At 70.4% G+C, this 25,213-nt stretch carries 20 protein-coding genes; 10 read left to right on the forward strand and 10 right to left on the reverse strand.

Annotated features, from left to right (window positions below):
* Positions 1-3,554 (forward strand): Pls/PosA family non-ribosomal peptide synthetase (locus RL72_RS01990; RefSeq protein WP_045249133.1); only part of this gene is annotated, 3,554 nt, incomplete at its 5' end.
* Positions 3,555-3,602: 48 nt separating this feature from the next.
* Positions 3,603-4,997, forward strand: a complete 1,395-nt coding sequence (locus RL72_RS01995; RefSeq protein WP_082071961.1) for a M1 family metallopeptidase — start codon at positions 3,603-3,605, stop codon at positions 4,995-4,997.
* A gap of 15 nt (positions 4,998-5,012) precedes the next feature.
* Here the strand turns inward: RL72_RS01995 and RL72_RS02000 are convergent, their stop codons facing one another.
* Positions 5,013-6,434, reverse strand: coding sequence for an MFS transporter (locus RL72_RS02000; RefSeq protein ID WP_045249134.1), 1,422 nt, complete (start codon positions 6,432-6,434; stop codon positions 5,013-5,015).
* Complete coding sequence (locus RL72_RS02005) at positions 6,431-6,883, reverse strand: MarR family winged helix-turn-helix transcriptional regulator (protein WP_248700344.1); 453 nt, start codon at positions 6,881-6,883, stop codon at positions 6,431-6,433. The genes RL72_RS02000 and RL72_RS02005 overlap by 4 nt, the downstream gene beginning before the upstream one ends.
* 53 nt (positions 6,884-6,936) lie before the next feature.
* Between RL72_RS02005 and RL72_RS02010 the strand changes: the two genes are divergently transcribed.
* Positions 6,937-7,521 (forward strand): cysteine hydrolase family protein, encoded by a 585-nt coding sequence (locus RL72_RS02010; RefSeq protein WP_045249135.1) that lies wholly within the window; start codon positions 6,937-6,939, stop codon positions 7,519-7,521.
* On the opposite strand, the gene RL72_RS02015 is transcribed toward RL72_RS02010, so the two are convergent.
* On the reverse strand, positions 7,466-8,020 hold the full coding sequence (locus RL72_RS02015; protein ID WP_052674125.1) for a 4'-phosphopantetheinyl transferase family protein: 555 nt from the start codon (positions 8,018-8,020) through the stop codon (positions 7,466-7,468). The genes RL72_RS02010 and RL72_RS02015 overlap by 56 nt on opposite strands.
* A gap of 189 nt (positions 8,021-8,209) precedes the next feature.
* Here RL72_RS02015 and RL72_RS02020 point away from each other — a divergent pair, with 189 nt between their 5' ends.
* The 6 genes from RL72_RS02020 to RL72_RS02045 all read left to right on the forward strand — a co-directional run bounded on the left by RL72_RS02020 (position 8,210) and on the right by RL72_RS02045 (position 16,246).
* On the forward strand, positions 8,210-9,220 hold the full coding sequence (locus RL72_RS02020) for a LacI family DNA-binding transcriptional regulator (protein WP_045249136.1): 1,011 nt from the start codon (positions 8,210-8,212) through the stop codon (positions 9,218-9,220).
* Between the two features lie 128 nt (positions 9,221-9,348).
* The gene (locus RL72_RS02025; RefSeq protein ID WP_045249137.1) at positions 9,349-10,656 is read left to right on the forward strand and encodes an ABC transporter substrate-binding protein; all 1,308 of its coding nucleotides are present in this window, start codon (positions 9,349-9,351) and stop codon (positions 10,654-10,656) included.
* Between the two features lie 67 nt (positions 10,657-10,723).
* Complete coding sequence (locus RL72_RS02030) at positions 10,724-11,644, forward strand: carbohydrate ABC transporter permease (RefSeq protein WP_045249138.1); 921 nt, start codon at positions 10,724-10,726, stop codon at positions 11,642-11,644.
* Positions 11,641-12,483: a carbohydrate ABC transporter permease gene (locus tag RL72_RS02035; RefSeq protein WP_045249139.1), complete on the forward strand. Its 843-nt coding sequence runs from the start codon at positions 11,641-11,643 to the stop codon at positions 12,481-12,483. The genes RL72_RS02030 and RL72_RS02035 overlap by 4 nt, the downstream gene beginning before the upstream one ends.
* Complete coding sequence (yicI, locus tag RL72_RS02040; protein ID WP_052674126.1) at positions 12,483-14,615, forward strand: alpha-xylosidase; 2,133 nt, start codon at positions 12,483-12,485, stop codon at positions 14,613-14,615. Before RL72_RS02035 ends, yicI begins: the two co-directional genes overlap by 1 nt.
* A 122-nt stretch (positions 14,616-14,737) precedes the next feature.
* A complete protein-coding gene (locus RL72_RS02045) occupies positions 14,738-16,246 on the forward strand; it encodes a glutamate-cysteine ligase family protein (RefSeq protein ID WP_045249140.1) in 1,509 nt (502 codons plus the stop codon).
* A gap of 98 nt (positions 16,247-16,344) precedes the next feature.
* On the opposite strand, the gene RL72_RS02050 is transcribed toward RL72_RS02045, so the two are convergent.
* The 6 genes from RL72_RS02050 to RL72_RS02075 form a co-directional block, all read right to left on the reverse strand.
* Entirely contained in the window at positions 16,345-17,103 is a 759-nt protein-coding gene (locus tag RL72_RS02050; protein WP_045249141.1) for an alpha/beta fold hydrolase, read from the reverse strand.
* 66 nt (positions 17,104-17,169) lie between these two features.
* Positions 17,170-19,065, reverse strand: coding sequence for a YhgE/Pip domain-containing protein (locus tag RL72_RS02055; protein ID WP_045249142.1), 1,896 nt, complete (start codon positions 19,063-19,065; stop codon positions 17,170-17,172).
* Positions 19,062-20,006, reverse strand: a complete 945-nt coding sequence (locus RL72_RS02060; protein WP_211256009.1) for a hypothetical protein — start codon at positions 20,004-20,006, stop codon at positions 19,062-19,064. The genes RL72_RS02055 and RL72_RS02060 overlap by 4 nt, the downstream gene beginning before the upstream one ends.
* Positions 20,003-20,671, reverse strand: coding sequence for a TetR/AcrR family transcriptional regulator (locus RL72_RS02065; protein ID WP_045249143.1), 669 nt, complete (start codon positions 20,669-20,671; stop codon positions 20,003-20,005). Before RL72_RS02065 ends, RL72_RS02060 begins: the two co-directional genes overlap by 4 nt.
* Positions 20,672-20,986: 315 nt before the next feature.
* Positions 20,987-21,208, reverse strand: coding sequence for a hypothetical protein (locus tag RL72_RS02070; protein ID WP_156156668.1), 222 nt, complete (start codon positions 21,206-21,208; stop codon positions 20,987-20,989).
* A gap of 123 nt (positions 21,209-21,331) precedes the next feature.
* Complete coding sequence (locus tag RL72_RS02075) at positions 21,332-21,958, reverse strand: DNA-processing protein DprA (RefSeq protein WP_082071963.1); 627 nt, start codon at positions 21,956-21,958, stop codon at positions 21,332-21,334.
* 130 nt (positions 21,959-22,088) lie between these two features.
* Here RL72_RS02075 and RL72_RS02080 point away from each other — a divergent pair, with 130 nt between their 5' ends.
* A complete protein-coding gene (locus RL72_RS02080) occupies positions 22,089-23,252 on the forward strand; it encodes a hypothetical protein (protein WP_156156669.1) in 1,164 nt (387 codons plus the stop codon).
* 144 nt (positions 23,253-23,396) lie between these two features.
* On the opposite strand, the gene RL72_RS02085 is transcribed toward RL72_RS02080, so the two are convergent.
* Positions 23,397-25,094 (reverse strand): hypothetical protein, encoded by a 1,698-nt coding sequence (locus RL72_RS02085; RefSeq protein WP_156156670.1) that lies wholly within the window; start codon positions 25,092-25,094, stop codon positions 23,397-23,399.
* Between the last annotated feature and the right edge of the window lie 119 nt (positions 25,095-25,213).

A 25,213-nucleotide genomic window follows, 5' to 3' on the forward strand; every position in this document is an offset into this window, starting at 1 on the left:
GGGGAGGGCTGTTCGACGGGGAGGATCCGCACCCGGGGTCGGTCGCGATCGGGACCGTGCCGCATCCGATGCCGCTGGACGATGCGTGGATCATCTTCACGTCCGGATCCACCGGCGTGCCCAAGGGCGTGGCCGTCACGCACCGCTCCGCCGCCGCGTTCGTCGACGCCGAGGCGAATCTGTTCCTTCAGGGCGCGCCGATCGGCCCGGGCGACCGCGTGCTCGCCGGCCTGTCGGTCGCGTTCGACGCCTCGTGCGAGGAGATGTGGCTGGCCTGGCGCTACGGCGCGTGCCTGGTGCCGGCGCCGCGCGCCCTGGTCCGCTCGGGTGAGGATCTGGGCCCGTGGCTGCTCGGGCACGGCATCACCGTGGTCTCGACGGTCCCCACGCTGGCCGCGCTCTGGCCGCAGGACGCGATCGAGAACCTCCGGCTGCTGATCTTCGGCGGAGAGGCGCTGCCTCCCGAGCTCGCGGCGCGCCTGGTGGGGGAGGACCGCGAGGTCTGGAACACCTACGGACCCACCGAGGCCACGGTCGTCGCGTGCGCCGCGGAGATGGACGGTGAGGCCCTGCGCGCCGGCGAACCGGTGCGGATCGGCCTGCCGCTGGACGGCTGGGAGCTGGCGGTCGTGGACGGCGCAGGTGATCGCGTCGCCGAGGGCGAAGTGGGCGAGCTCGTCATCGGCGGCGTGGGGCTGGCGCGGTACCTGGATCCGGCCAAGGATGCGGAGAAGTACGCGCCGATGCCGTCGCTGGGCTGGGAGCGCGCATACCGCTCCGGCGACCTGGTGCGGTTCGAGCAGGCGGGGCTCGTGTTCCAGGGGCGTGCCGACGACCAGGTCAAGATCGGCGGGCGGCGCATCGAGCTCGGCGAGGTGGAGGCGGCGCTGCAGAACCTCACCGCGGTGACCGCGGCGACGGTGGTCGTGCAGCGCAGCGAGGGCGGGATCCCGCTGCTGGTCGGTTACGTCGTGCCCACGGAGGGCTTCGACCGCCAGGTCGCGCGGGCCGAGCTCGCGGAGACCCTCCCGGCGCCGCTCATCCCGCTGCTGGCGGTCATGGACGAGCTGCCCGTGCGCACCTCGGGCAAGGTCGACAAGGCCGCGCTGCCGTGGCCGCTCACGGATCCGGACGCCGACGACTCGACGCTCACCGGCACCGCGGCGTGGCTCGCCGAGCAGTGGTTCGCCGTGCTCGGCACGCGGCCGCTCGACGAGGACGCCGACTTCTTCCAGCTCGGCGGCGGCTCGCTCGCGGCCGCCCAGCTCGTGACCCGGATCCGCTCCCGGGCGCCGGAGTTCACGATGGCCGACGTGTACGACCTGCCGCGTCTGCGTCGCATGGCCGACGCCGTCGAGGCCGAGGCGGGTGACGAGGAGCCGGAGCCGGGCGAGTTCCACGAGTCCCGGCCCACCCCGCGGCGCATGCAGTGGATCCAGACCCTGCTCGGCGTCCCGCTGTTCGTGCTGGGCGGGATCCGCTGGGTGCTGTGGCTGCTGACCGGCAGCGCGATCCTGCACCTGGTGCCGGGCTTCGCCTGGCTGCCGGCGGCACCGCTGTGGCTCATTGTGGTCGGACTGGTGGTCTTCGCGACCCCTTTCGGCCGGATGGCGATCGCGGCGGTCGCCGCGCGGCTGCTGCTCGCGGGGGTGCGCGCCGGCGACCATCCGCGCGGCGGCGGCGTGCACCTGCGGCTGTGGCTCGCGGAGCAGGTCAGCCACCAGATCGATCCGGTCGGCTTCGCGGGCGCCCCGTGGGTCAGCTACTACGCGCGCGCCCTCGGGGCGAAGATCGGCCCCGACGTCGACCTGCACACGCTGCCGCCGGTCACCGGCATGCTCGACATCGGCCGCGGCGCGGCGATCGAGCCGGAGGTCGACCTCTCCGGCTACTGGATCGACGGCGACGTCGTGCGCATCGGAGGGATCCGGATCGGCGCGGGATCGGTGGTCGGGGCCCGCAGCACACTCGCCCCCGGCACGCGCATCGGCCGCGGCGCCGAGGTCGCGCCCGGCTCCGCCGTGTTCGGCCGGGTGCGCGCCGGGCAGCGCTGGGCCGGATCGCCCGCCGTGCGGGTCGGGGGCAAGTCGGCGCCGCTCGCGCCAGAGCGCCCGCCGGCGCCGCGCCGCTGGCTGTGGGCATATGCCGCATCGAGCATGGGTCTCGGGCTGCTTCCGGTCGTGGCCTTCGCCGTGGGAGCGCTCGTGCTCGTGCAGGGCGCGCGCGGCGCCGCCTCGCTCGCCGACGCGATCCCCGGACTGGCCATCTGGCTGGTGCCGTCGGTGCTGGTCACGGGACTCGTGTTCGCCGCACTCGTGGTGACGGCCACACGACTGCTCGCGGTCGGATTGCGCGAGGGGATCCACCCCGTCCGCGGCCGGGTCGCCTGGCAGGCGTGGACGACCGAGCGCCTGCTCGACTCCGCGCGCACCCTGCTGTTCCCGCTGTACGCGAGCCTGATCACGCCGATGTGGCTGCGGCTGCTGGGCGCGAAGGTCGGATCCGAGGTCGAGATCTCGACGGTGCTGCTCATCCCGTCGATGACGACGATCGACGACGGCGCCTTCCTCGCGGACGACACCATGGTCGCGTCCTACGAGCTCGGCGGCGGATGGATGCGCATCGCGGCGGCACGCATCGGCAAGCGTGCGTTCCTCGGCAACTCCGGCATGGCCGGCGCGGGGCACAAGGTGCCCAAGGACGGCCTGGTCGCGGTGCTCTCGGTCGCCCCCGACAAGGCCAAGGCGGGATCCTCGTGGCTGGGATCGCCGCCGGTGCGGCTGCGTCGCGTCGTGAACGAGTCGGATCTCGAACGCACCTACCGCCCGCGCGCCTCGCTGCGGGTCGCCCGCGGCCTCTGGGAGCTGTGCCGCCTCGTGCCGGTGATCCTCACCTGCGCGCTCGGTCTCGCCGTGCTCCTCGTGCTCGCCGCCCTCGCCTCCTCCCTCGGACCGGGCTGGGCCGTGGTGCTCTCGGGCGTCGTGCTGCTGGCGGCGGGAGCGGTCGCCGCGGCGTTCGCGACCGCGGCGAAGTGGATCTTCGTGGGTCCGATCCGCCCGGGGGAGCATCCGTTGTGGTCGAGCTTCGTGTGGCGCACCGAGGTCGCCGACACGTTCACCGAGATGATGGCCGCGCCGTGGTTCGCGAACGCGGCGGCCGGCACCCCGGCGCTCGCCATTTGGCTGCGGACCCTCGGCGCGAAGATCGGTCGCGGCGTGTGGACCGACAGCTACTGGCTTCCCGAGCCCGACCTGGTCACGCTCGGCGACGGGGCGACCGTCAACCGCGGCTGCGTGGTGCAGACGCACCTCTTCCACGACCGGGTCATGAGCATCGACACGGTGACGCTCGAGGCGGGCGCGACGCTCGGCCCGCACAGCGTGATCCTGCCGGCCGCCACGATCGGCTCGGACGCCACGGTCGGGCCCGCATCCCTGGTGATGCGCGGCGAGAGCGTGCCGGTCGGCAGCCGGTGGAGCGGCAACCCGATCGGACCCTGGCGCGCGGTGAAGGTGCGCACCTACCAGGCCGCCGAATGCCGGCTCTCGCAGTGAGGCGCGGAACGGCGCGCATCGGGCGTCGGGATCTGTGAGCATGGAACGGTGAGCCCCGACGACTACACCCCGCACAGCGGGGACCGCCGCTACCGCGTCGAGCACTACGACCTGACGATCGACTACCGGCTCAGCACCAACCGGCTCGACGCCGTCGCCGTGGTGCACGGTCGCGTGGTCGAGCCGACCAAGTCCGTGTCGTTCGACCTCGTCGGGCTCCGCGCGACCAAGGTGCAGGCCGCCCGTGGCGGTGTCGCGGGCGGCAAGGGCGGCCGGATCGGCTTCACCCAGACCGACCGCAAGCTCAAGGTCGCGTTCGGCCGCGAGCTCTCGGCAGGGGACCCGTTCGAGCTCACGATCGCATACGGCGGGGCGCCGCGCCCGCGCCGCACGCGCTGGGGGACGCTCGGCTGGGAGGAGCTGGAGGACGGCGCGATCGTCGCCTCGCAGCCCATCGGCGCGCCGTCGTGGTTCCCCTGCAACGACCACCCGAGCGACAAGGCGACCTATCGCTTCACCGTCACCACCGATCCCGGGTACACGGTCGCCGCGGCCGAACCCATCTCGACGGCGACGAAGGGCGGGCGCACGACATGGGTGTTCGAGCGCTCCGCTCCGACCCCGACCTACCTCGCGACCGTGCAGATCGGGAAGTATGTCGCGCGCGGCATGGATGTCGCGGGCGTCGAGGGACAGGTGCTGCACCCCGCCGCGCTCGCCGGACGCGTGGACGCGGATCTGGCTCCGCTGCCGCGCATGATGGGCGTGTTCACCGAGGCGTTCGGCGACTACCCGCTGCCCTCGTACCGCCTGGTGGTCACCGCCGACGACCTGGAGATCCCGCTCGAGGCGCAGGGGATGGGCGTCTTCGGGGCGAACCACATCGACGGCCGGGGAAGCCTGGAGCGCCTCATCGCGCACGAGCTCGCGCACCAGTGGTTCGGCAACAGCGTGGGGGTCGCGCGTTGGCGCGACATCTGGCTGAACGAGGGCTTCGCCTGCTACGCGGAGTGGATCTGGTCCGAGCGCAGCGGCGGTCACACGGCGCAGGCGAAGGCGCTGGGGCACTGGGCGGCGCTCGCCGCGGAGCCTCAGGATCTCGTGCTCTCGGACCCGGGTCCGGAGCTCATGTTCGACGACCGCGTCTACAAGCGCGGCGCCCTGCTGCTGCATGCGCTGCGGCTCACCGTGGGCGACGACGTGTTCTTCCGGATCCTGCGCACCTGGACCCAGCGGTTCGGGGGCGGCACCGCGGCCACGGAGGACTTCCGGGTGCTGGCGGCCTCGGTGGCCGGGCGGCGGCTCGAGGCCTTCTTCGATGCCTGGCTCGATGCGCCCGCCCTGCCGGCCCTGCCGGAGGCGCCCGAAGGCGCGGCCGGGATCGAGCCCGCACCGGTGACTCAGGCGCTGAACGTGAATCCGCGCGCCGCGAGCGGCGACTGACCGGGCTCTGCCGGATCAGGCCGGGTCGCCGTCGGTGCGGCCGATCCGCGCGAGCGACCGGTCGAACACCGTGAGGAGCAGGAACACGGTGGCGATCCCCACGACGACCCAGCCGAGCACGTGCAGGCCCTCCGTGGTCGCCCGCGCTCCGTAGACGTTGCCGTAGATCACCGACGAGACGATGGCGCCGAGATAGAAGAACGTGCGCAGCAGGCCCGCCGAGGAGGCGATGCGCGCGGGCTCGGCCTGGAAGTACAGCGCGTTCTGGATCGCGAGGTTGTTCAGGCCCTGCGGGATCCCGAGCACCAGCATCGCCAGCACCAGGAACCAGATCGGCGAGGTGCCCGTCATGAACAGCACGAGGATCCCGGCGATCAGCTGGGCGGCGGATCCGACCAGCAGCTTGCCGACCACCTCGGGACGCCGGCCGAATGCGAGGGCGACCGCGATGCCGGTGGCGAACACCGGGAGCAGCACGAGTCCGGCGACCGTGGGGGAGAGGCCGCGACCGTCCTCGAGCCACTGCGTGAAGCCGTAGACGAACGTGTACGAGATGGTCGCGGTCAGCAGCGAGCGCACGTAGCTGCGCAGCAGCGGTCCGTTGCCGGAGAGCACGCGCACGTCGATGAACGGGTCCGCGGTGCGGCGCTCCCACCACACGAAGAGCGCGCCCGTGGCGACGGCGACGACGAGCAGCCACACCAGCGCCGGAGCGATGTTCTGCAGGAAGACGAGCAGGGAGAGCATCGCGACGGCGAACAGCAGGATGCCGATCCCGTCGATGCGCGGCCGATCCTCGGGTGCGGGCTCCAGCCCCGTCCGCCGCGGGAGGAAGAGGGCGCCGAGCAGCAGCGTCGCGAGTCCGAGCGGCACGTTCACCGCGAACGTGGCGCGCCAGCCCCAGGCGCCGATGAGCACGCCGCCGAGCGCGGGGGCGACCACGGCGATCGTCTGGGTGGTCACGGACAGCAGGGTCAGGATCCCGGCCGGCGAGGCGAGGCCGGTGCGCTGACCCTCCGCGCGGATCATGTGCATCGCGGCGGGGTAGCCGGCGCAGGTGCCGAGGCCCAGGATGACGCGCGCCGCCACGAGCCACCAGATGCTGTCGCGGTTCTCGGGGGCGAGCAGGCCGATCGCGCCGGCGCCCGCCACGAGCACGGCGCCGATCAGGAACAGCGAGCGCACGCCGAAGATGTCGACGAGCCGGCCGACGAGCGGCTGTCCGATCGCGGTGGCGAGGTAGAGGCTCGACACCAGCCACACCGTCTCACGCGCAGGTGCGCCCAGGGCGAGACCGATCGGCGTGAGCGCGACCGCGATGATCGCGGTGTTGATCGGGTTGAGGATCGCCCCCACCATCATCGGCGCGAGCAGCCGCCGATCGAAGCGCCCCTCCGGGGGCGGGCCGCCGAGGGGTGCTGTGGGCGTCCGCGTCACGGCAGCATCCGCTCCAGCAGCGCGGTGGCGGCGGAGATCGTCCGCAGCTCGCTCGCGTCGAGGCCGTCGAGGGCGTGCTCGAGCCAGGCCGCGGCCGAGTCCTTCTGACCCTCGACCCTGGCGCGTCCGGCAGCGGTGAGTTCGATGATCTGGCGGCGGCCGTCGCCAGGGTCCTGGTTGCGCGTGATCAGCCCGAGGGTCTCCAGCGCGTCGACGGTGGCCGCCATGGACTGCGGCCGCACGCGCTCGGCGGTGGCCAGGGCGCTCACGGTCGAGACGCCGCCCTTGCCGAGACGGGCGAGGGCGGAGGCCTGCGACGGCGTGATCGTCTCGTCCGCGCCGGCCTCCCGGAACTGCCGGAGCAGACGCGCGACGACGGCGCGCAGATCCAGGGCGGTCTGCAGGGCGCTCACAGCGGATGCATCGGCGACGGGCGGCTTCTCGGTCATATCGACAGTCTAGACTGCACAGTTGTACCTGTCTAATAACGAAAGGTGAGCCGATGACCACTGCACTTCTGCTCCTGGACTTCCAGAACGGCATCGCAGGTCGCTTCGCCGAAGCGGGCTCCGATGTCATCGCGCACGCGGGGCGCGCGCTCTCGGCGGCGCGCTCGGCGGGCATCCCCGTGGTGTTCGTCCGCGTCGCGTTCCGCGAGGGCTTCCCGGAGGCGGCCGCACGGAACAAGGCCTTCGGCGGCATCGCGAACTCGCCGCAGGCGCCCCACATGACCGAGGACGCGGAGGCGACGCAGATCATCGCCGCGCTCGCCCCGCGCCCTGCGGAGCCGGTCGTCGTGAAGCGCCGCTACGGCGCGTTCGCGTCGGATCTCGATGTCGTTCTGCGCGGGCTCGGCGCGACGGATCTCGTGGTGGCCGGCGTCTCGACGAGCGGTGCCGTGCTGAGCACGGTGCGCGAGGCCGCCGACCGCGACTTCGGCCTCACCGTGCTCGCCGATGCCTGCGCGGATCAGGATCCGGAAGTGCACCGCGTGCTGCTCGAGAAGGTCTTCCCGCGTCAGGCCGAGGTCGTCACCGTCGACGCGTGGGCGTCGCGGCTGAGCGCGGACGGCGCACCGCGAGGCTGACGAGGAGCTCGGCTCCGGCCGGGACCGGCAGGATCCGGTACTCCCCGCCGCCGGGGACCGTCGCCGTGTCCTCCCCGGTGAACCGAACCCGGTCCGGGGGCACGAGCAGTCCGCGCCCGTCCGCCTTGAGCACGGCCTCGATCTGCGTCCATCTGCGCAGATCCGGCGGATCGGCGGGAGCGAACAGGGCGGCGAGGTCGGGCGCGGCCGCGGCGGGCTCGGCGTCGATGCCGAGCGCCGTGACGTCGTCCGCGCCGGCGACGGCCACGACCGTCCAGGGGTCGGCATAGGCGACGCTCGCGCGCACCGGCGCCGACGGCAGCACCGGCCGGCCGTGCGGCCCGCCGCACACGGGGCAGCGGCGCTCGATGCGCAGGTCGGATCCCGGCGCGAGCTCGGCGGCCAGCGCGCGGATCAGGGCGTCGGCGGTCTCCCGCGGGTCGCCGGGACCGAGGGGCGCCCAGGCGACCCGTACCCCCTCGATCGTCGTCCGCCGCACTCGACCAGCGTAGGGCCGGCGCACGAGGGGCGAGGCCGGGAGGGGGCGCGGCTCGCGGGGTCCGGAGGCCGCGGCGATAAGTTGAAGCACGCAACAAACATCTTGCGCTCGCCGGGGAGGATCGCTATCGTCGGGTTGTCGAAGCGCTTCACCAGCGCCTGTACCGACCGAAGAAGACCGGAGACGACGATGGCGAAGATCCACGAGGTGGCCGAGGCCGCCGGCGTGTCGATCAGCACCGTGTCGTACGCCCTGAGCGGCAAGCGGTCGATCTCGCCGGCCACGCGCGATCGCGTGGAGCGCGCTGCGGCCCTGCTCGGCTACGAGCCGAACGCGGGCGCGCGGATGCTCGCGGGGCGCCGGACCCAGATCTTCGCGCTCACCGAGCCGTTCCGCCCCGACACGCACGCGCCGACCCACATGAGCTTCGTACTGGCGACCTCGATCGCCGCGCGCCGGTACGACTACGACATCCTGCTGCTGACGGACGCGGAGGCGTCCGCCGGCATGCGGCGCGTCTCCGCCAGCGGGCTCGTGGACGGCATCATCGTCCTCGACGTCGCCCCCGAGGACGACAGGGTCGCGCTGTCGCGCGCGATCGACGTGCCGACGGTCTTCATCGGCGTGCCCGAAGACGTCGAGGGCCTCGTCTGCGTCGACCTCGATTTCGAGGCGGCGGCGGCGCTCGCCGTCGATCGACTCGCGGACGCCGGCCATCGCCGCATCGGCTTCGTCGGCCATCCCGAGAGCGCCTACGCGCGTTCGAACTTCCCGCCGAGGGTGCGCCGCGGTGTCGAGCAGGAGGCCCGTCGCAGAGGCGTCGCCGTCTCCGCGGAGTACCCGGGGGAGGGCGATGAGCGGCATCGCGACATCCGCGAGGCCGTGCGCCGGCTGATCGACGACGGCGTCACCGCTCTGGCTCTGCACTGCGACGACGCGGCCCACTCCGCCGTCCTCGCCGAGCTCGCCGCGGCCGGGCTCTCCGTGCCCGCGGACATGTCTGTCGTGTCGATCGGATCCTCCTTCGACACGTCGTCGTTCTCGACCCCGCTGGACCGCATCCCGCTCGAGCCCGAGTCGTCCTGCGAGCTCGCCGTCGGACTGGCGGCGCGCATGGCCGACGGCGAGTCCGTCGAACCCGGCGTGCGCCTCACCGAGCCGCGCTATCAGGCGTTCGGCTCGGTGAGCCCTCCCCGCTGACCCGAGGCCTCCGCCTCGACAGCCTTTCCCCATCCGCTCCCATCGATCCCTTTCCGCCTGTCCCTTTTCCACCACTGTCCCCTTTTCCAACACTGTCGAAACGCTTCGACAACATCACGGAGGTAGCAATGAAGCACACCCGAATCCTCGCGGCCGTCGCCGCGACCGCCGCCGTCGCCGCGGCGCTGACCGGCTGCAGCGGCGCGAGCGGCAGCGGCGACGACACCGACGGCGCCGGCAAGACCCTGCGCATGTGGCACTACGAGGGCGCCGACAGCGCCATGGGCAAGGCCTGGGCCGAGGCCGTCAAGGTCTTCGAGAAGGAGACCGGCGCCAAGGTCCAGTTCGAGGAGAAGAGCTTCGAGCAGATCCGCTCGACCGCGAGCCAGGTGCTCAACTCCGACCAGGCTCCGGATGTGCTCGAGTACGCCAAGGGCAACGGCACGGCCGGCCTGCTCTCCAGCCAGGGACTGCTGGCGCCGCTCGACGACGCCGTGAAGAAGTACGGCTGGGACAAGAAGCTCGCCTCGAGCCTGCAGACCACGGCCAAGTACGACGACAAGGGCATCATGGGGTCGGGCAGCTGGTACGGCGTGCCCAACTACGGCGAGTACGTCGAGGTCTACTACAACAAGACGGCCTTCGAGAAGGCGGGGGTCGCGGTGCCGACCTCGCTCTCCGAGTTCGAGGCGGCGATGAAGACCTTCGCCGCCGCCGGCCAGACGCCGCTGTCCGAGTCGGCGGCGGAGTACCCGCTCAGCCACCTCTGGTACCAGCTGGCGCTCACCAAGGCGGACCGGTCGTTCGTCGACGACTACCAGCTCTACAAGCACAAGGTCGACTGGAACGGCGAGCCCTTGACCTACGCCACCCAGACCATCGCGGACTGGACGGCCAAGGGCTACATCTCCAAGGATGCGAGCGGCATCAAGGCCGAGGACGCGGGCGTCGCGTTCATCAACGGCCAGTCCCCGATGTTCGTCTCGGGCAGCTGGTGGTACGGGCGGTTCATGACCGAGGTCAAGGGCTTCGAGTGGGGCACGTTCCTCTTCCCGGGCAGCGAGTTCACCCCGGGCTCGGCGGGGAACATGTGGGTGGTGCCCGAGCACGCCAAGAACAAGGCGCTCGCGGAGAAGTTCATCGACATCACCATGCGCCCCGAGATCCAGGCGATCCTGGGCAACAACGGCGGTGTGCCCGTCGCGGCCGACACCTCGAAGATCACGGACGAGAAGTCGAAGGAGCTCATCGAGAACTTCAACACCGTGACCAAGCGCGACGGTCTCGCCTTCTACCCCGACTGGCCCACGCCCACGTTCTACGACCAGGTGAACGCCGGAATGCAGGAGCTCATCAACGGCACGAAGTCGCCGGCGGAGGTCCGCAAGCAGCTGGGCGAGCAGTACGCCGCCGGCGTCAAGGACATCGTCGGCTGAGCGTCTCGGGGCCGTCGCACGCACGGCGGCCCCGAGACCGCCCGACGACTCCCGAAAGGACGACGGCATGGCCGAATCGCACAGCCTCCTCCCCGGATCGCGCCCCCGCGCGTTCTGGCCCTACCTGCTCCCGGGGCTGACCCTGCTCATCGTGATCATCGTGATCCCGCTGGGCTGGAACATCTTCCTCACATTCACCCGGTATCGCGGCATCCGACCTCCGCAGTGGATCGGCCTGAAGAACTGGCAGACCCTGTTCGGCGACGACGTGTTCTGGACCTCGTTCGGCAACTCGGTCGCGATGATCCTGGCGATGGTCGTGGTGCCGACGCTGCTCGGCCTGCTGCTGGCGGCGATGCTGTTCGACCTGATCGGCAAGAAGTTCGGCGGCCGTGTCGCGAGCTTCCTGCGCGCCACCTACTACCTGCCGCAGATCCTCCCCGCCGTGATCGCCGCGATCGTGATCGGCTGGATCCTGCGTCCGAAGAACGGCGCGCTCAACCAGGTGCTGGAGGCGGTCGGGCTCGGTGCGCTGCAGCACAACTGGCTCGGCAGCGCCGACACGGCGCTCGTCAGCATCATGGTGATCATGGTCTGGGTGCAGCTGGGCTACCCGGTCGTCATCTTCATGGCGGCGCTGCAGCGGGTGGATCCGGAGCTGTACGAGGCGGCGGAGCTCGACGGCGCCAACTGGTTCCAGAGGTTCCGCGCCATCACGGTCGGCATCATCCGGCCCGAGATCTTCGTCGTGACGCTGACCTGCACGATCGCCGCGCTCAAGGTCTTCGGACCCGTCTACGCCCTGACCCGCGGCGGCCCCGGAACCTCGACCATCGTGCCGGCCTACTACGCGTACAGCGAGTTCTTCCAGTCGCAGCAGGTCGGCTACGGAGCCACCATCGCGACCGCGCTCACCGTCGTGATCGCCGTCGTGAGCGTGGTGTTCATCCTGGTGCAGAACCGCATGGAGAAGGAGGAGGCGCGATGAGCCGCGGAGGGATCGCGCGACGCCGCCCGTCCGACTGGGTCATGCTCGTGGCCGCGATCGCACTGGGTCTTCTGATCGCGGTGCCGCTGCTGCTGATCCTGATCAACTCCTTCAAGTCGCCGGGCGACTACAACACGTCCGGACCGCTGTCGCTGCCGAAGGAGCTGTACTTCGACGGGATCGGCGCGTTCTGGAACCGGGTCGACTTCCCGCTCAAGCTCTGGAACAGCTTCTTCATCTCCGGCACGGTCGCCGTGCTGGCGGTGGGGCTGTCGATGCTCAACGCCTTCGCGCTCGGCATCGGCCGGGTCAAGGGGCGCCTGTGGATCGTCGTGCTGATCCTGCTGGCGAACATGCTGCCGCAGGAGGTGCTGCTCTACCCGCTCTACTTCCTCTTCAAGCAGGTGGGGCTCTACGACAACCCGTGGTCGGTGATCATCACGTTCACCGTGATCCAGTCGGCCTTCGGCACGTACCTGCTGGCGTCGGTGTTCGGCACGTTCCCCAAGGAGGTGCTCGAGGCCGCGGCGCTCGACGGCGCCGGACGCTGGCAGGTGCTGTGGCGCGTGGTGTTCCCGATCTCGCGGCCGACGCTGTCGGTGCTGCTCATCTTCTTCTTCATCTGGACGTGGAACGAGTTCCTCATCCCGCTGACGTTCCTCGTGTCGAACGCGAACCAGACGGTGCCCGTGGCGATCACGGCCCTGCAGGGCGACCGGCTCATGGACGTCACCACGACGAGCGCCTCGGCGCTGCTCGGTCTGCTGCCGACGCTCGTCTTCTTCCTCATCTTCCAGCGCACGCTGACGCGTGGCATCACGGCAGGAGCAGTCAAGTAATGAAGTTCACCGACGGGTTCTGGCAGCTGCGTCCCGGAGTCGAGGCCCTCTACGCGCAGGAGGCGCGCGATCTCGTCGCGGCCGACGGCGAGCTCACGATCTGGGCGCCGACCAGGGTGATCGGGTCCCGCGGCGACACGCTCAACCGGCCGCTGCTGACGGTCTCGCTCGCGAGCCCTGCCGAGGGAGTGATCCGGGTGCGCATCGAGCACCACCGCGGCGCGGCGGGATCCGGCCGGGGATTTGGATTCGACGCCGACCCCGGGCACCGCGCCGAGGCGCGGCTCGACGACGACGGCGGTGTGCTCGACGCGGGATCGCTGCGCGCCCGCGTCCGTCGCGGAGCCCCGTGGCAGCTGTCCTTCGAGCACGACGGCGGCGTCTACACGACCAGCGGGCACCGGTCGATCGGCGCGATCGGCCTCTCACCGCAGGCCGCGGTCGTGGCCGAACCGGTCGGATCCGACGGCATCAGCCGCACCGGGAAGGCCGAGGCGGACGACTACGTCCACGCCCAGCTCTCCCTCGACGTCGGCGAGCTCATCTACGGGCTCGGCGAGCGGTTCGGCCCCTTCGTGAAGAACGGGCAGACCGTCGACGTGTGGAACTCCGACGGCGGCACGTCGAGCGAGCAGTCGTACAAGAGCATCCCGTTCTACCTCTCCAGCCGCGGATACGGCGTGCTCGTGAACGATGCGGGCCATGTCTCGTTCGAGGTCGGATCCGAGGCCGTCGAGCAGGTGCAGTTCTCGGTGGCGGGGCAGAGCCTGGAGTTCTTCGTGATCGCCGGTCCCACCCCGGCCGAGGTGCTCGATCGGTACACGCGCCTCACCGGCCGGCCCGCCCGGGTGCCGGACTGGTCGTACGGGCTGTGGCTGTCGACGAGCTTCACGACCGACTACGACGAGGCGACCGTCAGCGCCTTCATCGACGGCATGGCGCAGCGCGACATCCCGCTGGAGGTGTTCCACTTCGACTGCTTCTGGATGCGGGAGTTCCACTGGACCGACTTCGAATGGGATCCCGCGGTGTTCCCAGATCCGGAGGGCATGCTGGCGCGCCTGCACGAGCGGGGGCTCCGCGTGAGCGCATGGGTGAACCCGTACATCGCGCAGCGTTCGCGGCTGTTCGACGAGGGGCGCGAGCGCGGGTACCTCGTGCGTCGTCCGGACGGATCCGTGTTCCAGTGGGACCTCTGGCAGGCCGGGATGGCACTGGTCGACTTCACGAACCCCGAGGCCACGGCGTGGTTCCAGGGCTATATCCGGGGACTGCTGCGGCAGGGCGTCGACGCCGTCAAGACCGACTTCGGCGAGAGGATCCCGTCGGGGCTGGCGTGGCACGACGGCAGCGACCCCGAGGCGATGCACCACCGCTACACGCACCTCTACAACCGCGCGGTGTTCGATGTGCTCGTCGAGGAGCGCGGGGAGGGCGAGGCCGTGCTGTTCGCGCGCTCGGCGACCGCCGGAGGGCAGGCCATGCCGGTGCACTGGGGCGGGGACAACTCCTCCTCGTTCGTCTCGATGGCCGAGTCGCTGCGCGGCGGGCTGTCGCTCGCGCTCAGCGGCTTCGGATACTGGAGCCACGACATCGGCGGCTTCGAGGGGGATCCGGATCCCGCCGTGTTCAAGAGGTGGCTCGCGTTCGGGCTGCTGTCCAGCCACTCGCGCCTGCACGGATCCACCAACTACCGGGTGCCGTGGGCGTTCGACACCGGCGAGGAGGAGCCGGGGCAGAGCGCAGTCGACGTCGCGCGCGCCTTCACGAAGCTCAAGCGCTCCCTGCGGCCCTACCTCGTCGCGGCCGGCGAGGAGGCCCATCGCAGCGGACGCCCCGTGATGCGCCCGATGGTGCTCGAGTTCCCCGACGATCCGGCGGCGGGCCACCTCGACCGGCAGTACATGCTGGGCCCCGACCTCATGGTGGCGCCGGTGTTCACCGCGTCCGGCGACGTGGAGTACTACCTGCCGCGCGGACGGTGGACGAACTGGTTCACGCGCGAGGAGACGGAGGGAGGCGGCTGGCGCCGGGAGACGCACGCCTTCGACTCCGTGCCGCTGTGGATCCGCGAAGGCGCCGTGATCCCCGTCGAGGACGAGCACGGCGTTCGCGCGGAGGTGCGGGGCTGAGGCCGCTCCCCGCGGGCCCCGGCCCGCGATCCGCGCATCCCTGAGCCGACCCGCCGCGTCGACCCGATCCCTTCCGGAATCGGTCCTCGACGCGGCGGCCTGGGGGCGAGTAGCTTCTCGCCATGGGAGACCACGTCGACGAACGGGTGTTCACCCGGCAGGATCGCACGCTGTTCCGCGAGAAGACGGCGCGCTGCCTCGACGCGCTCGCCATGATGCTCGCCGACGGACAGTTCGAGATCTCGGAGCCGCGGCTGGGCCTGGAGATCGAGCTCAATCTCGTCGACGACGCCTGCGACCCGGCCATGGCGAACGAAGCCGCCCTCGACGCGATCGCCGATCCGGCGTTCCAGACCGAGCTCGGCCAGTTCAACATCGAGATCAACGTCGAGCCCCGGCCGCTCGCAGGGCGCAGCGTCACCGACCTGGAGCACTCGCTGCGCGCGTCCCTCAACGCAGCCGACGCGAAGGCGCGCGGCGCCGGGTGCGGTCTCGCGATGATCGGCATGCTGCCGACCCTCGACGAGCATCACTTCACGGGGGCGTGGCTGTCGGCGGATCCTCGGTACGACCTGCTCAGCCAGCAGATCCTCGCCGCGCGGGGAGAGGACATCGAGCTGCGCCTCGACGGGCCCGCCCTCGGCGGCGGCTTCGGCGACGGCGCCGCGCGGGAGACCCTCGACATCGTCTGCGACACGATCCTGCCCGAGGCCGCCTGCACCTCGGTGCAGCTGCACCTGCAGGTGGATCCGGCGGAGTTCGCGGCGTACTGGAACTCCGCGCAGGCGATCGCCGGCGTGCAGGTCGCACTCGCCGCCAACTCGCCGTTCTTCGCGGGCAAGGCCCTCTGGCACGAGACCCGGATCCCCCTGTTCGAGCAGGCCACCGACACGCGCTCGGTCGAGCTGAAGAACCAGCGCGTGCGCCCGCGCGTGTGGTTCGGCGAGCGCTGGGTGACCTCGATCTTCGACCTCTTCGAGGAGAACTCCCGCTACTTCCCGGCGCTGCTGCCGGTGACGACCGACGAGGATCCGTTCGCGGTGCTGGCCCGCGGCGGTGCGCCCGCGCTCGCCGAGCTGCGCATGCACAACGGCACGGTCTACCGCTGGAACCGCCCGATCTACGACGGGAAGGGCGACCGCTACCACCTGCGTCTGGAGAACCGCGTGCTGCCGGCCGGTCCGAGCATCGTCGACGTGCTCGCCGACGCCGCGTTCTACTACGGCCTCGTGCACGCGCTCGCGCAGGCCGATCGCCCGCTGTGGACGCAGATGACCTTCGACGCGGCCGAGGAGAACCTGCACTCCGCCGCCCGCGACGGCATCGAGTCGCGTCTGTACTGGCCCGAGGTCGGCTGGATCGGCCCGCGCGAGCTGGTGCTGCGGCGCCTGCTGGCGCTCGCCGCCGAGGGCCTCGACGGGTACGGCGTGGATCCGGCCGAGCGCGATCGCTACCTCGGCGTCATCGAGCAGCGCTGCCTCACCGGACGCAACGGCGCGGTGTGGCAGCGGGAGAACGTCGCCGCCCGCGAGCGCGCCGGGGAGACCCGGTCCCAGGCGCTGCACGGCATGCTCGCCGACTACCTGGAGCACATGCACGCCGGAGCCCCCGTGCACACCTGGGAGCTCTGACCCTTCCGGGCGGCGGGATCTCCTTCGTTCGCTGGTCGTGGATTGCGGGTTTCAGGGCACCGAAGCCGCAATGCGCGACCAGTGAGCGCGGGGAGGGATCAGATCCGGGAGAGGAAGTCGTGGATCCGGGCGGCGGCGGGCTCCGCATCGCGGATCATCGTCTCGTGACCGCAGCCCGGGATCTCCGCGAACTCGCCGCGCGGGATCGCCTCGGCCACGGCCTGGGTCCAGGCCCGGGGAGAGACCGGGTCGCGCTCGCCGCGCAGGACGAGCGTCGGCACGGCGATGCGCGGATAGACCTCCTCCGGGCGATGCGCGACGGTGGCGCGGATCTTGCGGACGATGTGCGGTCCGGCGCGCAGGTACTCCCGCACGCCGCGGATCACCACCCGGGGGTCGATCGATGCGGTGTCGTGCAGGAAGCGCAGCGCCTGCCGAGCGACGCGGCGGGCACCGGCGTCGACCGTCGGCGCCGCGAGCACGACCGCGCGCACCCGGTCGGGGTGGCGCACCGCGAGCTCGGCCGCCACCTGGCTGCCCATCGAGTGCCCGATCACGATGACCGGCGGCGTGCCCGTGGCGGCGAGATGCGCGGCGATCAGGTCGGCGTGCTCGGGCATCGTGAGCGGCAGCTCGGGCTCCGGCGCCGCGCCGAACCCCGGGAGGTCGACCGCGACGACCGTGCCGTCGAGCCGGCGCGCGAGTTCTCCGAACACGCTGCGGCCCATGCCGAGGCCGTGCGCGAGCAGGAAGACGTGCGACCCGGATCCGGTCCTCTCGGCGATCAGGGTCGACGAGCCCTCGGAGAAGGCGGCGACGCTCCCGCCGAAGGCCGGCGTCAGGTCGGGAGTGCTCACTCCTCCACTCCATCACATCCGGCGTCGCTCGCCGTCCCCACCGCTCGCACCGTCCGCGCCCCGGGCTCAGCCGATCAGGCTGGGCTGCAGGTCGCGCAGGGTGCGCTTGTGGGTCATCCTCGTCACGCCGATCATCGCGACCAGCAGGGAGCCGACGAGCCAGATCCCGAGCACGCCCAGATCGGTCATCGCCCGTCCCACCTGACCGCCGTACATGAGCTGGCGCATCGCATCGACGACGTATCCCATGGGGAGCACGTGGTGCAGCGCGGCCAGCGGCGCCGGCAGGGTCTGCCAGGGGAACGTGCCGCCCGCCGTCACGAGCTGCAGCACCATCAGCACCAGGCCCATGAACTGCCCGACGGATCCGAGCCACACGTTCAGCGCCAGGATGATCGCGGCATACGTGGCCGACGCGACCACCATGATCCCGAGCGCGCCCCAGCCGTTCTGGAAGGTGAACCCGAGCGCCCAGGCGAGCACGCCCAGCAGGCCCAGCATCTGCAGGGCGCCGAATCCGGCGGGGGTGAGCCAGCCGGCCAGCGTGATCCGGATCGGCGAATGCAGGGCCGTCACGGCCCGCCGCGAGATCGGCTTGATGATGAGGAACAGCGCGTAGATGCCGATCCAGCCGGCCAGCGCCGCGAAGAACGGGGCGAGCCCCTGTCCGTAGTCCTTGGCGGCGGCGACCTTGTCGCTGGACACGTCGACGGGGTTCGCGATGGTCTTCGCCTGCTGCTCGCGCAGCTCGGGGGTGGATGACGGGATCGCGTCGACGCCGGCCTTCAGCCCGTCGCGCAGCGTCGCGATGCCGTTCGCCAGCGTGCCGAGGCCGTCGTGCAGCGCCTTCGCGCCGTCGCGGGCGCTCGCCGCGCCGGTGCTCAGGGCGGCAGCGCCCGATGCGGCGGTCTGCGCGCCGTTCGCGAGCTGCTGCGACTTGTCGGCGAGCGTCGCGCTCCCCGACGCCACCTGGGCGCTGCCGTCGGCGAGCTGGTCGATCTTGCCGACCGCGCCCTGCACCGTGTCGTTGCCGTTGCGGAGCTTGTCGCCGAGCGGATCCAGCTTCGCCAGCACCGCGTCGACCTCCGCCGGGGAGAGGCCGCGGTCGGCCAGCGCGGTCGCGATGTCGCTGCGCACCTGCGGCAGCGCATCGGTCGCCTGCTGCACCAGGGATCCGGCCTCGTTCGCATACTGCGCGAGCTGCTGATTGCCGGCGCTCACCTGCTGCGCGCCGTCGGCCAGGGTCGCCGCGCCGTCCGCCAGCTGCTGCGAGCCGTCGGCGAGCTGTTGCGTGCCCCCGGCGAGCTGCGCCGCGCCGTCGGCGAGCTGCGCGGTCCCGTCGGCGAGCTGACCGCTGCCGCTCACGGCCGTGTTCGCGCCGTCGAAGAGCTTGCCGGCGCCGTCGGCCGCCTCGCCGAGCTTGGCGCGCACGTCGCTGAGCCCCGTGAGAAGCTTGTCGGCCGCCTCCTGTCCCACCATCTCGGCGACCGATCGGCGGATCTTCTCGACCGCGCCGGATCCGATCGACGACGCGAGGTAGTTGTTGGCGTCGTTGGTCTCGAGCTCGATCCGCGCCTGGTGCGGGCTCGTGCCCGAGGACGAGAGCAGGGCTTCGGAGAAGTCCTTCGGGATCGTCACCGTGAAGTCGACGTCGCCGTTCTTGAGCGCCGCGCGCGCGGCCGGTGCGCTCAGGCGCTGCCAGTCGAACGCCTTGCCCTCGACGAGGTTGTCCGCGACCTTCTCGCCGTAGTTCGTGGTGGTGTCGCCGGAGGTCGCTCCTGCGTCGTCGACGACGAGTCCCACCGGGACCTCGGTGAACTTGCCGTAGGGATCCTGGTTCGCCCACAGGTACAGCCCGCCGTACAGGATCGGCACGGCCATCAGGGCGATCAGGGCGATCACGGCCATCGGCGACGCGGTCAGCCGGCGCAGCTCGGCGCCGATCATGGCGGGGATCTTCATCGCTCGGCTCCGTTCTCGGTCTCGGTGGGGTGGTCGGTGGCGGTGTCGTCGGTCCCTGAGCTCGTCGAAGGGACGTCGTCGGGGGTGGTCGCTTCGATGGGCTCAGCGACCGGCTCGGTCGCCTCGGGGTCGTTGAGCGAAGACGCTGCAGGCGCCTGAGACGAAACGCGGTGCTCGTCGGGTGGCGGCGTTTCGTCTCGCTCCGGCTCCGCCGGTGCGCGCTCATCGTCCAAGGGCGGGAGCAGCTCCTCATCCTGCCCCGCGTCGATCGCGGTCGTGGATCCTGTGATGTCCGCGAGCGGACGCACGGGCACCGTGGCGTTGGACGGATAGTCGGTCTCGAGCGCCTCGGGCAGCTGCTCGATGACCGCGGCGGCCGAGCCGCCCACGATCACGAGCACCGCGAATCCGCGGTCCGCGAACTCGGACGCGATGCGCCACCAGCCCTCGGGTCGCCCGCCGTGCCGATCGGGGGAGACCAGCACGAACCCCTCGACGTCGTCGCGGAGCACGGCGAGCTCGGCCATCACGCGCACGCGCACCGACGGCTTGATCGTGCCGATCGGCTGCGAGGCGAGCTCGGCGAAACCGATCTGCTCCAGCCAGCGCCGCGCGTGCAGCGGGGTCGCGGGGAGGCCGGCGAACATGAGCTCCTCGCCCACGACCGCGGCGAGGGTGACGCCCGGGTGCGGGTCGCTCACCTCGGGCGCGTCGACGAGGGCCATCCGGCGGCGCAGGTCGCGGTCGTTGCGGGTGCCGTCGATTGTGACACGCCCGCTGTCGGGGCGCATCCGCCCGGTGGCGATGAGTCCCAGCACCGTGGGACGCAGCTCGGTCTCGGCGAGGACGAAGCGGGCGTGGCCCGTCTCGATCTCGAGGGAGGTGGTGGGCAGCGCGTGGCCCTTCTTGCCCTTGCTGACCTCGTGCACGGCGATTCTCATGCGCGGCCCTCCTCGGCGGGAATCGTGGCAAGCGTATCGGGCGCCACGGTCGCCGCGAGCTCCGGGTGGGCGGCGAGCAGTGTGTCGATCTCCCGCCAGCCGAGACCGGCGATGCTGAGCACGGCACGCACGGCGATGCCGGCGGCGACGGGGGAGGAGGCGTCGGTGCGGGTGACCACGGTGCGGGCGCTCTCCTCGATGAGCCGGGCGAGGGTCGGCGCGGTCATGTCCTGCCGCAGCTCGCCGTCGTCCTGTCCGCGGCGCACGAGCGCGGCGAGCACGCGTCGCAGCGGGGCGAGCGCGGTGGCCGTCTCCTCGACGTGCGCCTCGTCGAGGGCGATCGCGGCGGCGACCTGCACGTGCGCCGCTTCGCGCCACAGGTCGGCGGTGAGCCGGGCCAAGGCGATGCGGCTGTCCGGATCGTCGACGCGCTGCGCGATGGCGTTGAAGCGCGCCGCCCCGGCCGAGATCAGGGCGTGCACCAGTGCGGTGCGGTCATCGAAGTGTCCGTAGAGCGCGCGTCGGCTGAGCCCGGCGGCGCGGGCGATCTGGTCGACGGACGCGTGCGGGTCTGCGGCGAGGGCCTGTGAGGCGGCGGCGAGGATGCCCGCCCGGTTCTCGGCGGCATCCCGGCGCTGCCGGCGGGGTGCGATGGTGTCGGTCACCGGACAAGTGTACAGCTAAAGTGCACACGAGTGTGCAAGTTATGGATCCTCCATTGCCGCATCGATGATGTCGGCGGCCACGCAGCTCGGGCTGTAGGTTCCGAGGGAAGATGTCGGAATCCAACGTGACATGTCGCTCAGATGTCACATCGGACACGATGACCGCCAGCTATGCCGGAATCAGTGCTTTCCAGTGCCAACCTCTGCCCGAACCTACAGGAACTGAGGATCCTGTCGAAGATGGCACTGTCCGCAACTTGCGTCGGCGGACCTGCCCGAGCTCGGCAGGACCGGAGGTGGCACGCATGGGGCGCACTATCGCAACAGGAGCGGTAGCAGGTGCTCGGGCGCCCAGCCCGCGCTGAGGAGCAGGATGATCGGGAACACCAACATCCCGACGGCCCTCCGCACGACCTTCAACCAGGCGTGCACCGCATCCGCGCGCTCGACGCTGGCGTGGTTGACGGCACGAGCCTCCCGTTCACGAGCCTCGGCGATCTCGGCCCGCAGTTCGGCTTCCTCGAGCGCCGCGAACAACGCGTTGTGGTGCCGGCGCCGTCTCTTTGTGTCCATACCCACATGAGTGCGGCGGGCGAGCGGCGGCGTGCGAGGTCCGGCGTGTCGGGCCCCTCTGCGTGGGCGGACCCCGACACGCAAAGATCAAGCCGCGCTGTCGAGCGCCAGCATCGCGTGCGGGTCGACCAGCTCCCGCACGTCCGCGGAGCAGGTGATCACCTGTGTGCCAATCTGCCGCAGCAGAGCGTGGCAGCCCATCGACGTCGATGACGTGATCGGACCTGGAATGATCCCCAAGCCCCGACCGAGCTCGTGCGCGTGCGTGCAGACCGCGAGGGCTCCCGACCGGATGCCGACCTCTGCGATCACCGTGGCGCGCGTCGCTGCCGCGAGAAGCAGGGACCTGCTGACGAAGCGCCAACGCGTCGGCGCGGTCCCCAAGGGCATCTCAGACACCACCGCGCACCCCCTCGCAGCTGAGGCCTGGTCGAACAGGGAGGCGTGCCCGGAGGGGGGAGGTGAGATCGACGCCGCGGCCGCCCAAACGACGGCGCGTCCGCCGACTCGCAGCGTGGCACGCAGCGCCGTCGCGTCGATGCCGTATGCCCCGCCAGTGTGGACCGGGGTGCCCTCGGCGGCGATCTCGGCGACGAGCTCGTTCGTCACGTGCTCGCCATACGCGCTCGAGGCGCGCGCTCCCGACCACGTAAGCGCACCAGGAGCAGCCAACGCGGCCGCGTCGCAGCGAACGTAAAGGACGTGAGGCGCGATCGCGTTTGTTTCTCAGAGGCCGCCAGGCCGCTCGTGCTCGGCCGGCGGCGGGGGTGATCTGGTGCCATTGTCTGGTGATTGCGTGTCAGCAAGCGGGGTGGTGTCCCTGCACCTGGCTACGGTGCCAGACATGAGCGATACAGCGCAGATTGCTGCGACGATAGGTGGATCACCGGGTATCTGGGTGGCGGTACTCATGGTGGCGGTGGTTCTCGGGGCCGCGATCCTGGGGGCTGCGGGTCGGGTGGCGTCGCCACGGCTTCGTGCTGACGAGGAACGCGTCGATCTCTCGCGCCTTGCGCCCGAGCGATTGCACAGGATTCGCGCAGCTGTGATCCCGGGGCGGAAAGGCGCGTGGAATCGTCTGATCGCCGAGCACGACACGAATCGCGTCAAGGCCCAGCTGGCGGCTGCGCGGGCTACACGTCGCACGGTTGCCTGGTCGCTGCTGGTCGTCGCTGTCCTGCTGGTCGCGTCGTTGCTGTCGGTCGTCGCGATCTATGCCGAGGCGGCGCGCACGGCAGTGTTGTCCCTGTCGCTGGTGGTGCGCTTTGTCGGGCTGATGTTCATTGTCATGTTCGGTTGGTACGGGATCCCGATGTTCACGCTCTGGGCGCGTGGGGCTGTGGTGCGTGCGCGGATGCCGTTCGCGTGGCGTCTGCTTGCCCGGAGCTCGGCGATCAGGACTCTGAGCGATCCCCGCGAGAACCGGTGGATCGGTCAGGAAAACCCTCGTGACGGGCGGGTCACCATCGCGACGGCCGCTCGGATGCTGAGCGAGATCGAAGCGGAGGTGATTGAGTTCTTCGCGAAGCCTCGACGCTCCAACGCGACCACGGTGCTGGTATGGCGGACATACGACGCACCTCGTGTCAGCCGAGTCTTGAACGCGAAAGCCCGGCTGCTCGGTCAGAACGGCACGGAGGTCGAGGTCGAGGAGATCTATGACTGGATCGACCTCGTGGTCGACGAGCTCGTCAACCGCAAGACGAGAAGTCGAGTGCTCGCTGCAACGCCCATCGCAGACGAATTGCTGGAACCGCGCCAACGCGTGCAGGCGCGGCGCGTGCTTTGGCTCGGGTACTGGAAGTCACCCGCAGGCGTGTTCTCGTCGGTCCTTGCTCTGCTTCTTGGCATCACCGGAGTGAGCCTGATCTACCCGGGACTCCGCGACGCGTTCGGACCGCATCTGGAAGCACTGGGATGGCTGAAGACCATCGGCATCGTTGCCCTGACCCCGATCATCACGCAGCTCGTCGCGGCGCTATTCCGCTGGAGGGAGCGGCAGCGTTGAGGTCCGTCGCCGCCCGTGGGGATGACGTACCTTTCGGTTGTCATCCCTATTGCGGCATGATTTGCCGACCTCTCCGCCGTTGCGCATCGGCGACAGACTCGGAGCGCAGCGGGTGTAGTGGTTCTGGTCGCGGTTGCGGAGCGGCTAGGCGTCTTGGGGGGTTCGGGCGCTTGCTTCTGCCCAGCTCTCACCGCTGTTGGTGCGGGCGATTCGGGCGTCCCAGGCGATCTTGTCTTGAGCGACGAGATTTGGTCCTGACTCGTGGTTCTTGAACCAATTGAGCGCGAGAGTCAGGGCATCGTCTGATGTCGCGGCGGCGTAGTCGCGGATGCTGTTGACGGCAATCGCGCTCAAAGGCAGCCCATGATTAACGGCGTTTCGGACACGTCGGTGCCGGGCCTTCAGCAAGCTTGTCGACTTCCAGGTGCGGAGGAGATGATCAAGTTCTCGTTCGGGGTTCGTGCAGATCGCCACCGCGTGCTCGAAGTCGGCGCGCTGGAGTGCGGTCATTGGCAGGGCTCGGATGTCTTCTTGGAGGGTGATGGCATTGGCCACGTTGACGATGAGGACGCCGTCCGTGTCGTGGCGAGATAGCTTCGCTTCGAGTTCGCGTCGGCGTGCGTGGTCTGGTCGGGCCCAGGAATCGTTGAGGGGGGACAGAAGCTGCCGCAATGCATCGTTCTCGGCTTTCGCCTGCGCCCGGCGGTACTGGAGTGCGGTGGCGAGGGTATTGGGGTGCACTTCGAGGACGGATGCGATGAGTTCCATGGCATGATCCTCGAGCGCTGTCGCGACTCTCGGAGTTACGGGGCGGGCGCCGTAGAACGTGACATCGCGGTGATCCGTCATCTTTGCTTCCTGGAGCGCGGTCAGCGCCTCCACGAGGGCATCCGGCAATGGCTGGGCTGTCAGCGCTTCACCGAGCGTTTCGGAGACATACGCGAGAAGTTGCGCTGTGCCGTGCATCCCGTAGCTATCGCCGTGGTGTTGGTCGATGTTCAGTGCTGGTCCGAAAGTGGTCTGTCGGGGCTTACGATCCAGCACGACTGCGGAGTGCTTGGTTTGCTGCCATGAGACGCCGCCGGCGTGAACGGCGATGCTTAGGATGGCGTCGACGCGACGCAGTGCTTCCTCGACGGCGCCCGCGAGTAGGCGCGTGCCCAGGTCGACGCGTGCCATGACAAGGTTCGAGTTCGGTTCCAGTGACCAAGTGTGAACGTCGTCCAGCCAGTTGACGTCGGTGCGGATTTCCCGGAGTTCTGCTCGCTCTGGGAAGTCTTGCCCGTCGGGGTCGAAGGCGTTGGGGAGAGCCCATTCAGGTTGCAGAAATGTGATCGGGCCGGTGACCTCTCGAACGCCATAGATCGTCGCCCGGCGATAGACGGTCCAGACGACGACTTTGCCCGACACCGTTGCTGTGAGAGCGTCTCGTGCCATGGCGAGGCGATGCTGTTCTGTGAGCGGGGCGGGCAGCGGCTTCTCTTGCCGGAGGGCGAGGGATTCTTCTTGGTCGATGAGCATGTTCGCCGCTAGGTGAAGTGTTGATGAGGAACTCGTTGCCGCTGCGCCGAGTTGTGAGGCGATCAACGCTGCGCGTGTTCCGAGATCATCGGTGGTGGTTTGTGGGGTGTGTGCGGTGTCGCAGAGGTCCTGGAATGCATCCGTGATGGCGGCTTGAGAGTGCCATTCTTCGAGGATTCGGTCTGCTGTGGCGATGGTTCGTTCGCGGTTGGTCTCGTTGCGCAGGGAGCCCAGTGCCTCGCCGAGGCGGGCGTGTAGGTGTTTGCCCAATCTCTCGATTTGGGCGTCGAGCTCGGCTCGTAGCGACGTGCGGTTGCTCATCACGGTCCGTGACATCCAGTCCGCTGGGCGGGTGGCCTGCGCATACGCTCGCAACTCTGATATCGCCTCCCCGAGCGCATACGGGGCTGGTTCACGGTACGGCACGGGAAGGACGGTTG

This window comes from Microbacterium azadirachtae (genome assembly GCF_000956545.1).
GTDB lineage: Bacteria > Actinomycetota > Actinomycetes > Actinomycetales > Microbacteriaceae > Microbacterium > Microbacterium azadirachtae.